The sequence below is a fragment of the Streptosporangium fragile genome (assembly GCF_039534445.1).
Classification (GTDB): Bacteria; Actinomycetota; Actinomycetes; order Streptosporangiales; family Streptosporangiaceae; genus Streptosporangium; species Streptosporangium fragile.
Genome location: NZ_BAAAVI010000036.1, coordinates 1 through 12,165, shown reverse-complemented (window position 1 = coordinate 12,165; position 12,165 = coordinate 1). Strand labels below are relative to the sequence as shown.

Here is a 12,165-nt window from a genome sequence, read left to right as displayed (position 1 = left end):
CGGAAGACCACACCGACGACTACCCAAGGACTCACTCCCCCCGATGACGACTTCCCACGCCACCGGTTCCCTGGTCTCCGTCCGCGGCCGCGACTGGGTCGTACTGCCCGAGAGCGCCTCCGACATGCTCGTCCTGCGCCCCCTGGGAGGCGCGGACGACGACATCGCGGCCGTCTTCCCGGCCTTCGAGGAGGTCAGGAGCGCCGAGTTCGCGCCCCCGTCACCCGCCGACCTCGGCAACCACCGCGCCGCCGGCCTGTTCCGCTCGGCGCTGCGTATCGGCTTCCGCTCCGGCGCCGGCCCCTTCCGCTCACTCGCCGGGATCGCCGTCGAGCCCCGCGCCTACCAGCTTGTCCCGCTGATGATGGCGTTGCGTCAGAAGACCGTACGGATGCTGATCTCCGACGACGTCGGCATCGGCAAGACCGTCGAGGCCGGCCTGATCGCGAGCGAGCTCCTCGCCCAGGGGAGCGCGCGCGGTCTCGCCGTGCTCTGCTCGCCCGCGCTGGCCGAGCAGTGGCAGGAGGAGTTACGCACCAAGTTCGGCATCGACGCCGAGCTGGTCCTGGCCTCCACGGTCTCCAAACTGGAGCGCGGGCTCGACCTGGGCCAGTCCCTGTTCGACAGGCACCCGCACGTCGTGGTCTCCACGGACTTCATCAAGTCCACCCGTCACCGCGACGACTTCGTCAAGCACTGCCCCGACCTGGTCATCGTCGACGAGGCCCACACCTGCGTCGCCGCCGACGAGAACAGCTCCGTGCAGAACCAGTTGCGCTACGAGCTCCTCCAACGCGTCGCCGCCGACCCCGGCCGTCACCTGCTCCTGGTGACGGCGACCCCGCACAGCGGCAAGGAGAGCGCCTTCCGCAACCTTTTGGGCCTGGTCAGGCCGGAGCTCACGAAGGTCGACCTCGCCTCGGAGGAGGGCCGCAAGCTCCTCGCCGCGCACTTCGTGCACCGCAAGCGGGCCGACGTGCGCCAGTTCCTCACCGTGAACGACGGCCTGGCCGACAACGGCCTCGCCGAGGAGACCACGTTTCCCTCGGACCGGCATTTCAAGGACGAGACCTACAGGCTCTCCCCGGCCTACCGGGCCCTCCTCGACGACGCCATCGCCTACGCGGGCGAGCGGGTGACCGCCGCCGGTGACCGGGGCAAGCGCGAGGCGCGGATCGCCTGGTGGTCGGCGATCGCGCTCCTGCGCTCCCTGGTCTCCTCACCGCGCGCCGCCGCCCAGACACTGCGCACCCGCTCGGCCGCCGCGACGGCCGCCACCGCCGAGGAAGCCGACAAGCTCGGTGCCCCCCTGACCAGCGACTCCGCCGACAGCGACACCCTGGAAGGCCTCGACGTCGCCCCCGGCGCGGAGACCGGCGAGGCGGGCGCGCGGCTCGCGGAACTGGCCGACCGGGCGACCCGGCTGGAGGGGACGGCCGCGGACCTGAAGCTGGCGGCGCTGACCAAGCACCTCAAGGCGCTGCTCGCCGACGGCTACCACCCGATCGTCTTCTGCCGCTACATCCCGACCGCCGAGTACGTCGCCGAGCACCTGGACGGCAAGCTCGGCAGGAAGACCGTCGTGCGCGCCGTTACCGGGACCCTCTCCCCGCAGCAGCGCCTGCAGCGCATCGAGGAACTCGCCGACGAGGCGGGCGACGACCCCGCCGCCCGCCGCGTCCTGGTCGCCACCGACTGCCTCTCCGAGGGCGTCAACCTCCAGCACCACTTCGACGCCGTCGTCCACTACGACCTCGCCTGGAACCCCACCCGCCACGACCAGCGCGAGGGCCGCGTCGACCGATACGGCCAGAAGAGGGACATCGTCAAGGTCATCACCCTGTACGGCGAGGACAACGGCATCGACGGCAAGGTCCTCGAAGTCCTCATCGAGAAGCACCGCCAGATCCGCAAGGACCTGGGCATCTCCGTCTCCGTCCCCGACGCGGCCTCCTCCGGGGTGACCGACGCGATCGTCGAATGGCTGCTGATGCGCAACCGGCGCCGTGAGCGGGAGGTCCACCGCGGGCAGGACGCTCTCTTCGGCCTTGAGGAGCTCAGGGCGATCGACGAGAAGGCCGCCGCGCTGGAGGCGGAGTGGAACTCCGCCGCGGAACGCGAGAAGACGTCCCGCTCCCGCTTCGCCCAGCGCTCCATCCACCCCGAGGAGGTCGCCCGCGAGGTCGCCGCGATCCGCGACGCCCTGGGCCGGGCGGGGGAGATCCGGGACTTCGTCCGGCACGCCCTGACCGCCCTCGACGGGGTCCTGCGCGACGACACGGGCGGCACGGGAGACTTCACCGCGGACGTGAGCGGCACCCCCGCCGGGCTCCGCGACAGCCTCGCCCCCGTCGCCGGAGGCGGCGCCGTCGACCCGGGCCGCCCGATCCCGTTCCGTACGACGGCGGCGGTGGCGCGCGGGGAAGCCGCCCTGGTCCGCACCGACCCGGTGGTCGGCGCGCTCGCCGGTTACGTCCTCAACGCCGCCCTCGAAAATCAACCCGACGGCGGGGAGCCCGGCGACCGGGCTACCCGTCGCCGCCCGGCCCGCCGCTGCGGAGTGGTCCGCACCAGGGCCGTCGGCACCCGCACCACGCTGCTCCTGGTCCGCTACCGCTTCCACCTCACCCTGCCCTCCCGGGTGGGTGAGCGTCAGCTCGTCGCCGAGGACGCCCGCCTCCTCGCCTTCCGGGGCTCGCCCGCGAACGCCGAGTGGCTGCCCGCGGAGGACGCCCTGACGCTGCTCGACGCCACCGCCGACGAGAACACCGACCCCGCGTTCGGCGAGCGCACCATGGGCCGCGTCCTCGGCGGGCTGCCCGCCGTCGCCACCCACCTGGAGGAGTACGGCGAGCAGCTCCGCCTGGAACTCCTCGACTCCCACCGCCGGGTCCGCAGCGCCTCCGGCGAGATCGTCCGCGGGCTGGAGGTCGTCACGCAGAAACCCGCCGACGTCCTCGGCGTCTACGTCTACCTGCCCGTGTCCGACGCCGCCGCCTCCACCGCGGCCCCCGCCGCCGGAGGAGCCGCCTGATGTCCGCCGTCACCCGCAACCAGGTCTTCTCCGCCGTCCACACCGTCGGCGGTCTCCTCCCCGCCGACATGCTGGTCCGCATCTCCGAGGGCAAGGACGTCAAGGGCTCACTGCCCGCCGACTACCGCGTCGTCGGCTCGCGTTCGGTACGCGACGACGCCGAGCGCCACTGGGACTACCTCAAGTCGGTCTGGAAGGAACTACGGGAGAAGCTCCCCGCCGCCCCGGAGGCCGAGACCCCGGCCGACCCCACCGGCCTCGCGATCACACAGTGGCTCGAACCCCTCTTCGCCGAGCTCGGCTTCGGCCGCCTGACGGCGATCGGGGCGACGGGCATCGCCTCCGACGACGGCGGCAAGACCTTCCCGATCAGCCACCGCTGGAACCACGTCCCCGTGCACCTGGCCGCGTGGAACGCCGCCCTGGACAGGCGTCCCGGTGGCGCGGGCACGATCCCGCCGCAGTCCCTCGTCCAGGAGTGCCTCAACCGCGCCGAGGCCCACCTGTGGGGCGTCCTCACCAACGGCCGCCGGCTGCGCCTGTTACGTGACTCCAGCGCGCTCGCCACCGCCTCGTACGTCGAGTTCGACCTGGAGGCCATCTTCGACGGCGAGCTGTTCAGCGAGTTCGTCCTGCTGTACCGGGTGCTGCACGTCACGCGCTTCGACGTGGCGGAGGACGCGGCACCGTCGGCGTGCTGGCTGGAGAAGTGGCGCATCGAGGCGATCGACTCCGGCACCCGGGCGCTGGACCACCACCGCGACGGGGTCCAGAAGGCCATCACCACGCTCGGCACCGGCTTCCTCAAGCACCCCGCCAACGCGAACCTCCGCAAGAACCTGGACGTGGACGCCTTCCACGCCGCGCTGCTCCGCCTCGCCTACCGGCTGATCTTCCTCTTCGTCGCCGAGGACCGGGACGCGTTACACCACCCCCACGCCGACGAGGAGGCCCGCCGGAGGTACGCGACCTACTTCTCCTCCGCCCGATTACGCCGCCAGGCGAACCGCCGCCGGGGCACCGCGCACACCGACCTCTACCAGTCCCTGCGGATCGTCCTCGACGCGCTCGGCAACGAGAAAGGCCACCGGAAACTGGGCCTGCCGGGCCTCGGCGGCCTCTTCGACGACACCGGGGCCGACGCCCCGCTGCGCGGCCTGTCCCTCTCCAACGCCTACCTGCTGGAGGCCGTACGCCACCTCTCCCGCGTCCGCGACGTGAACTCGGCCCGCTGGCGCCAGGTGGACTACCGCAACATGGGCTCGGAGGAGCTCGGCTCCATCTACGAGTCGCTCCTCGAACTCGTCCCCAAGCACAGCGCCGTCGACAGCACCTTCGAACTGGTCAACCGCCTCGGCAACGACCGCAAGAAGACCGGCTCGTACTACACGCCGAGCTCCCTCATCGAGACCCTGCTCGACTCCACCCTCGACCCGGTCATCGACGACGCGGTCGAGCGCGGTGAGCGGAAGGCGTCGGCCGCGGGCGAGCCCGACCCGGCCGAGAGCATCGTCGCCGAACTGCTGTCCCTCACCGTCTGCGACCCGGCCTGCGGCTCCGGCCACTTCCTCGTCGCCGCCGCCCGCCGGATCGCCAAGCGCGTCGCCGCCGTACGGGAACGCAACCCGGAACCCACCCTCGACGCGGTCCGCCACGCCCTGCACGAGGTCATCGCCCGCTGCGTGTACGGCGTCGACCTCAACCCGATGGCCGTCGAGCTGGCCAAGGTCTCGCTCTGGCTGGAGGCCCTGGAGCCGGGCAAGCCGCTCGGGTTCCTCGACGCGCACATCAAACACGGCAACGCGCTGATCGGGGCGACACCCACGCTGATGCGCGGCGGCATCCCGAACAAGGCGTTCAAGCCGGTCGAGGGGGACGACACCGGATTCGCGAAGTTCCTGGAGAACCAGAACGACAAGGAACGCGGGGGACAGGAAACGCTGTTCGACGTGGCCACGGAGACGAAGGTGGCCAACACCGCCTTCGCCGTCGAACTGCGCCGCATCGCCGCCGCCCCGTCCGACACGCTCGCGGAGGTTCACGACCAGGCCGCCGACTATCGCACGTGGGAGACCTCCGCCGCGTACGCCCACGCCGTGTCCGTGGCCGACGCCTGGTGCGCGGCGTTCATGTGGCACAAGACCAAGGACGCGCCGCCCGCGATCACCGAGAAGGTCTTCCGCGCCCTCCAGGACCCGCGGGCCGCGGCCGCCTCGGAGGAGACCCGCAAAGAGATCGTGCGGCTCCGCGACCAGTACCGCTTCTTCCACTGGCACCTGGCCTTCCCCGACGTCTTCGTGGTCCCGGACGGCGACACCGGCGCGGACGTGGACCCGGCCACCGGCTGGGCGGGCGGCTTCTCCTGCGTGCTGGGCAACCCGCCCTGGGACAAGGTCGACTTCGAGGACAAGAAGTACTTCAGCGTCGTCGAGCCGTCGATCGCCGCGATCTCCGGATTGGCGCGACGGACTCGGATCGCCGAGTGGGCGAAGGAGAACACGAAGGCGGGCGAGCACTACTGGACCGAACGCCGCAAGGTGAAGTCGACGTTCCTCTTCGCGGGCGGTTCGGGAGTGTTCCCCCTGTGCGGCAAAGGGCTCACGGTCAAGGGCGTCAACTCACTCCAGACCGACCAGCTCTTCGCCGAGCGTTTCGCGGCCATCGTCGCGCCCAGGGGCCGCTTCGGGTGCATCATCCCGACGGCCATCGCGACAGGCGCGGGGGCACAGCACCTCTTCAGCGACCTCACCCGGCGCGGCGCCATCGCCTCCCTGTACGACTTCGAGAACCGCAAGCCGCTGTTCGTCGGCGTGCACTCCAGCTACAAGTTCTGCCTGCTCTCGCTGACCGGCCGGGACCTGCGCGAACCGGCGGCGAAGTTCGCCTTTTTCCTCGAAGACACCGTTGACCTCGACGACGCCGACCGCGTTTTCGCGCTCAGTCCGGAAGAGATCGCACTTATCAACCCCAACACCGGTACCTTGCCCATTTTCCGCAGCCGACGCGACGCCGACCTCACCGCCGCTATCTATCGCCGTATCCCGGTGCTGTGGAATGAGAAGCGGCAGGGGGGCAACCACTGGAGCGTTGTCTTCAAGAACCACTTCAACATGACCGATGACTCCGACTTGTTCCGCACCCGCGAGGAGTTGGACGCCGACGGTTGGCTCCTATACGGGAACGTCTTCGTTCGGGGCGAGGAGCGGATGCTCCCTGTCTACGAAGGCAAGATGGCCCATCTCTACGACCATCGCTGGAATTCCTACTTCGGCACGGGGAACGAGGATCGCCGCCGTCTTTCCCTCTCCGAGAAGCAGGATCCCGCGGCTGTGGCCGATCCGCGCTACTGGATCGCGGAGAATGGGTTGATCCCAACCGTCCGCAACAGAAAAGAGGTGAAGGTTCCGGGTGTCGCCCGGCGTCTGGAGGAACTTGGCTGGTACAAGGACTGGCTCACAGGATGCCGGGACGTCTGCCGCTCTACCGACGAGCGCACGGCCATTGCCGGTTTCCTACCACGCGCGGCGATCAGCTACACGTTCCCCCTGATGCTGCCGTTCGTCGGCTCCGACTTGGCCACGGCTCTCATCGCGGCGCAGAGCTCTCTGGTCTATGACTACGTTGCGCGGCAGAAGGTTGGCGGCATCCACCTCACGCGGATCACCCTCAAGCAGCTTCCCGTCCCCACCCCCCTGATGCTGGGGCCGCACACTCCCTTCATCACGCCCCGCGTCCTGGAGCTCGTCTACACCGCTTACGACATGGCCGGACTCGCCCGTGACCTGGGCGACTCCGGTGCCCCCTTCCGGTGGGATGAGGCCCGCCGCGCCCAGATCCGCGCCGAGCTGGACGCCTACTTCTTTCACCTCTACGGCATCGACCGCCCCGACGTGGACTACATCCTGGAGACCTTCCAGTCCGACTCGGGCGGCCTCAAGAACAACGAGATCACCAAGTACGGCACGTACCGCACCAAGGACCTCGTCCTGGCCGAGTACGACCGCATGGCCCCGGCCGGCGTCAGCCTGGCCACCCCGCTCGTCGACGGTGAGAACTACGTCTCGCCGCTCACCCCGCCCCCGGGCCACGGCCCCCGCCACCCCGCAGCGCGCGCCGTACCCGCCACTCGGAAAGACGAAGGAGTCTGACGCTCGGCGCGTATCCCGAGTTCCAGATTCGCCCACCCCGCGACGTATGGGCGGTTGTCTGACGAGGAGGAGCGGAGGCGGGCGGGGTGCACCGGTCAGTCGCCGAATATGACTTCTTTCGCGGCCAACGCCATGTTTGCCTGAGCTTGGTAGGGAAGGCCGAGCCGATTCCAATGCAAGATCATGTGGTGGGTGGTCACGGCGCGAAGTCCCCGGGTGAGCAGCCCTTCGTCGGACAGGGCCCTCGATCAAGCTGATCACGGAGAAATCGAACACCGCAGGAGGAGCGTCACAGAACACTTTCTGGCAGTGATACCGGGTCCTTCCCGGAGACACCTTCTATGTGAAGACCTACAGCGGCCAGCCTTCCCGGTAAAGGCTGACGCGTAGCTGGCGGGCGCTTTCTGCAATCGCCCGCCAGCTCCGTCTTCTGCTGGACAATGGCGCATGCTGCAGAATGACTTCGCTCATTACGGTGAGCTCGTTTCGGCCTGGTTCGCCGAGGGTTCCACCTGCCTGACCTGGTCGGATCTGCCGGACTTCGGCGCGGTGGTGCGGGCGTTCGGCGCTGATCCCGACTCGGGGGAGGCCATGAACGTCGAAGACGCTCAGATCGAGCAATACGACGCCGACATCCCCGGCGTGCTGCCCGTGCTGGTTGCCGGCGAGGTCGGCCGGTGGACCCTTGTGGTCGAGCCCAACGGGGCCGAGGGGACCAGGCCGGAGGTCCTTCGAGTGCTCGCGGCGGAAGGCAGGGCGGTGAGTGTCCTGCTCAACGGCCCTAACGCCGACCTGCTGTCCTACGCCGCAGCCGGTGCGCCGGTCATCGCCCACAACCTGGGTGCCGAGTCCGGTGAGGACCTTGCCGCCCTCCCTATCGCGGATGCGGCGTCGATCATGGTCGCGGCCGGAGATAACGACCGCCTGGCCCGCCAGGCCGCAGCCTTGGTTCTTGCCGAGCGCATCACGGGCGAGCGTCTCACCGAAGAGTGGCTCTTGGACACTAGCCACATCCGCCTGCTCGTCGCATCCCCACTCTCCGACGACATCGTCCCCGAGCAGTACCGTGACCACCCGATACTGCAAGACCCAGAGATCAGCGCGATCGTGCGCGATCCATCCCTGACGGCGATTCCCCGGATCCGTTACCTGTTGGTCCGGTCAGTCGTCCAGGGCTCCGAGTTGGGTCATCCCTCGGTGGAGGAGGCCCTGGCCGTCCTCTCCAACGAGGACGCCGACACCGCCGGCCAACGGATCCGGGCACGCCGCCACATCTGGGCGCTGCGCGACGATCTGCGGTGCAGCTCCCGCCCGCAAGACGCTCTCCGTCTACGCGCGGCTGAGGTGGTCCTGCACGGGCTGGAGAGTGATCTCGTGGACTCCTCGCGCAAGGTTGCCGAGCATGCCTATATGGGTCATCTCACCGATGCCCAGAAGGCCACCGTCGTCATTCTGGGCAACTGCCTACGCCGAATCCTCGGCTGACCTGGCACGGCCCGCCCACCACGCCGCGAAACATGAACGCCCTCACCTGAGACGGGTGAGGGCGTTCGGCACGGTGGACGGCTACTGCTCGGTATTCTCCCCGGCTGCGGCCTGGCGGAGCTGCTCCGGGTCTCGCCCTACTCATGCCACACTGGGAACTTCCTTGCTGCATGTCCCACTTGAGCCTGGCACAGAGTGGGTCGCGGGCGTCGTCCATGAAGATGCTGCCGGCGACGGAATCGGCGAAGGCGACATCGGGGTCGGTCTCATGGATGAAGGAGAGGATGGTGAAGGCTCCGGTGTAGGTGCCGTTCTCTCCTCGCGAGAACGGAATGACGGATCCCGAATCGCGCCAACTCGTGCCAGGTCAAACAGCACCCGATGCGAATGAGAACGCCTCCCACCCCCGCAGATTCCTTAACTCACCGGCGTTGACCTGACCTGTGAGCAGGGCCAAAGCCGCTGTCGATTGTGCTCACCGCCGGCCGGGCTGCTCGCCGAGATGGAAGCCCTGGCGCAGCGGCTCGCCGCAGCGGTGCCCGTATCGCGTGGGTCGGTCAGCCGAACGCGCCGTTCTTGACGCTTCGGATGAACGCGTGCCATTCGTCCGGGGTGAACGTCAGGACGGGCCCGTCGAGGTCCTTGGAGTCCCGTACGGCCCGGCCACCACCGGGGAGCGCCGCGACCTCGACACAGTTGTCACCCGAGCCGGAACAGGAACTCTTCCGCCAGGTGAGATTGGGCTGAGCAAGGTCCATGATTTTCGCCCTCGGTGAGTTTTCTACTGGTCGAACCCGCCACTCTTTATACCTTCGACGAAGGTGGACCACTCCATGCGGGTGAAAATCAGACTTGGCCCGTCAGGAGCCTTCGAGTCGCGTACCGCGACGATGCCGGGAAGGTTCCGGGCGACTTCCACGCAGTTGTTGCCGCCACCCTGGCTGAGTGTGCTCTTGCGCCATTCGGCGTCGGCCAGGTCCATCGGTGCCTCACAATCCGTCGATCATTTTGATGGATCCTGCGGCGAGCCGTATCCACCGCTTGGACCAAGGATTCTGATGTCCGGCGCGTACCAGGGTTCTGGCTCTGTCTACCCCACGCCGTACAGGCGGTTGCTTGATGAGAGGGGAGTGATGGCAGCCGGGCTGGTCGTAGAGGTGGGGCCCTGGCTTGGTGGCTGCCGGGGCCGCCCTCTCATGATGTGAGGCCGTCAGCCGAACGCACCATCCTTGACGCTTCGGATGAACGCGTGCCATTCGTCCGGGGTGAACGTCAGGACGGGTCCGCCGGGGTCCTTGGAATCCCGTACGGCCCGGCCGCCGCCGGGGAGTGCCGCGACCTCGACACAGTTCTGTCCTTCTGCCGAGCTGAGGGAGGATTTGTGCCATACAAGACCGGATCGGATGGGTTCCATAGTTTCCGCCCTTATTTAAGGTGTTCGGCCAGGTTTTCAATGTACGTCACCGACGCATCCGCGCTCAGTGCGGACGCGCGGAGGTAGCCGTAGCTTTTCCGGTAGTGGGCCACGTCTCCCGGCTTCTCCAGAAAAAGATCACCGGCCGCGCCGACCTCCACATGGATGATGCTCGGGTCCTCGGGCGCCTGATAGTCGAGGATCGTGAATCCGCCGGTCATCGAGGTGTGTGCGCCGACCGCATCCGGGAGCACCTGAATGCCGACGTTTCGGCGTTCAGCCATCCGGCACAGGTGGTGGAGTTGGTCACGCATCACGGCGGGGCCTCCGACCTGCTTGCGGAGCGCGGCCTCGTCGATCACGGCCCAGAAGCTGGGCGGGTCCTCGCGATCCAGAATCCGCTGGCGGGCCAGGCGCGCCTCGGTGAGGCGTTCGATATCGCCCCTCTCCATCACCCGTCCGCCTTTGAAGACCGCCCTGGCGTAGTCGGCGGTCTGGAGCAGGCCGGGGATCAGCATCGCCTCGAAGGTCTGGATCTCCGAGGCCTCCCATTCCAAGCCGACGAGTGCTCCACCCAGGATGTCCTTGAATTCTTCCTCCCACCATCCACGCCGACGGCTCTCCCGTGCCAGGGCGATGATGGCCTGTCGCCTGGTCTCGTCCGTCACGCCATAGACGTCGAGCAGATCCATGACGTCGTTGATGGTCGGACGCCGCCACTCATCCCGTTCGATCCGGGTCACTTTGCTGGGCTGCCATCCGAGTCGTCGTGCGGCCTCTTTGGAGTCGAGACCTGCGGTCTCGCGGAACTGGCGTAAAGCGTTGGACAGGCGCCTTCTCCTGACCGTGGGGCTATATGCCACCTGTAATTCCTCTCTTTTCGTTTATCGGGGCAATTCGCACATAACACATCTATGGGTATTGCCAATTTTAGGTATTGCCATTTAAGGGTGATCGAAGGCATCATGAGGCTAGCCGCTCCGGCTACGGAGAGTGGGCGTTATGGCACTGAAAGTCGATATGGCGGTCAGGCTGGGAAGTTCCAGGCCGGTTTGTCCAGTGGGGGAGCGGCGACGGTAAGCATCACGTCTCCGCTTTCGCTGCGGATGCCACTGATCAATGTGCTCATACCTGCTCGACGAGGAAGACGAGTAGTCGGCGAGCGGTGACAACCCCCGGCGTCCTCGGGTGGGTGACGCAACCACCCGCCCGAGGACTGGATCAGGAACTCGGAGCTCCCTGACCTATGAAGAACCCTAACCCCATCCCCCCGCCCCCCATAAGCGATGACACTTGGGAGGCGTGCTGGGAACTGCCCGCCGACCCCGAGACGGTCGGCACCGCGCGCCGGCTCGCGCGGGAGGTCCTTGCCGCGTGGGGCCTGCCCGCCCTGGCCGACGATGTGGCCACGGTCGTCTCGGAGGTGGTGACGAACGCGGTCGTGCACGCGAAGTCGCCGGTGACCTTCTCGCTGTCCCGGCGCGGGCGGAGCGTACGCGGTGAGGTGACCGACCGCGGCGCCGCGTGGCCGACTCTCCTCGCGGCCGGTCCGGACGAGGAGCGCGGGCGCGGGCTGGCGATCGTCGCGGCCTATGCCGACCGGTGGGGCGTCGAGCCCGCGCCGGAGGGCAAGACCGTCTGGTTCGTCTGCGCGGAGTGGAGATCCCGGTGAGCGGCCCGCTGTCCATCCTGGACACGCACGGCGACGTGCGCGTCTGCGCGGGGTGCGGCACCCGCATTGTCACGCTGGCCGCCGCCGTACGCATGATCTGGGACGACGTCATGGGCGGCGCGATCCCGGCCGACGTCGCCGAGCGGGTCACCGCGCCGGTCGCCGACGTCTGGGTCGATGTGCTGTGCAGTCCGCTCTGTCCGCCGGGCAACCACGACTGACCGCGACCACGGTCTTGCCGGACGGCTGATTCTCGGTGTTTCCCGCCGGCCGGCGTGCTTCTCACCGTTCGACGCGAGCATGGAAACGCCACCGGTGCGGCGATCGCACCGGTGGCGCACACGGCCGCTCGGTTCCGTGGACTCCCCGGCGTCTCCGCCGAAGACGCGCTTCGACGCCGGGGACTCTGCGC

Annotated in this window: 9 protein-coding genes; 5 read left to right on the top strand and 4 right to left on the bottom strand. The window is 68.3% G+C overall.

What is annotated here, in order from left to right:
- Positions 1-43: 43 nt before the first annotated feature.
- The 3 genes from ABD841_RS23170 (at position 44) to ABD841_RS23160 (ending at position 8,667) form a co-directional block, all read left to right on the top strand.
- Positions 44-3,034: a DEAD/DEAH box helicase gene (locus ABD841_RS23170; protein ID WP_344975513.1), complete on the top strand. Its 2,991-nt coding sequence runs from the start codon at positions 44-46 to the stop codon at positions 3,032-3,034.
- Positions 3,034-7,182 carry an Eco57I restriction-modification methylase domain-containing protein gene (locus tag ABD841_RS23165; protein ID WP_344975510.1) on the top strand — a complete coding sequence of 1,383 codons (4,149 nt, stop codon included), beginning with the start codon at positions 3,034-3,036 and terminating at the stop codon, positions 7,180-7,182. Before ABD841_RS23170 ends, ABD841_RS23165 begins: the two co-directional genes overlap by 1 nt.
- A gap of 447 nt (positions 7,183-7,629) precedes the next feature.
- Positions 7,630-8,667 carry a DUF6461 domain-containing protein gene (locus ABD841_RS23160; RefSeq protein ID WP_344975507.1) on the top strand — a complete coding sequence of 346 codons (1,038 nt, stop codon included), beginning with the start codon at positions 7,630-7,632 and terminating at the stop codon, positions 8,665-8,667.
- A gap of 557 nt (positions 8,668-9,224) precedes the next feature.
- Here the strand turns inward: ABD841_RS23160 and ABD841_RS23155 are convergent.
- The 4 genes from ABD841_RS23155 to ABD841_RS23140 form a co-directional block, all read right to left on the bottom strand.
- Positions 9,225-9,425 (bottom strand): DUF397 domain-containing protein, encoded by a 201-nt coding sequence (locus ABD841_RS23155; RefSeq protein WP_344975504.1) that lies wholly within the window; start codon positions 9,423-9,425, stop codon positions 9,225-9,227.
- 23 nt (positions 9,426-9,448) lie between these two features.
- Complete coding sequence (locus ABD841_RS23150) at positions 9,449-9,649, bottom strand: DUF397 domain-containing protein (RefSeq protein WP_344975501.1); 201 nt, start codon at positions 9,647-9,649, stop codon at positions 9,449-9,451.
- A 228-nt stretch (positions 9,650-9,877) separates the two neighbouring features.
- Positions 9,878-10,081, bottom strand: a complete 204-nt coding sequence (locus tag ABD841_RS23145) for a DUF397 domain-containing protein (protein ID WP_344975498.1) — start codon at positions 10,079-10,081, stop codon at positions 9,878-9,880.
- Positions 10,082-10,092: 11 nt separating this feature from the next.
- A complete protein-coding gene (locus ABD841_RS23140; protein WP_344975495.1) occupies positions 10,093-10,944 on the bottom strand; it encodes a helix-turn-helix domain-containing protein in 852 nt (283 codons plus the stop codon).
- Between the two features lie 383 nt (positions 10,945-11,327).
- Here ABD841_RS23140 and ABD841_RS23135 point away from each other — a divergent pair, with 383 nt between their 5' ends.
- Positions 11,328-11,753 (top strand): ATP-binding protein, encoded by a 426-nt coding sequence (locus ABD841_RS23135; protein ID WP_344975492.1) that lies wholly within the window; start codon positions 11,328-11,330, stop codon positions 11,751-11,753.
- A complete protein-coding gene (locus ABD841_RS23130; RefSeq protein ID WP_344975489.1) occupies positions 11,750-11,974 on the top strand; it encodes a hypothetical protein in 225 nt (74 codons plus the stop codon). The genes ABD841_RS23135 and ABD841_RS23130 overlap by 4 nt, the downstream gene beginning before the upstream one ends.
- Positions 11,975-12,165 lie beyond the last annotated feature (191 nt).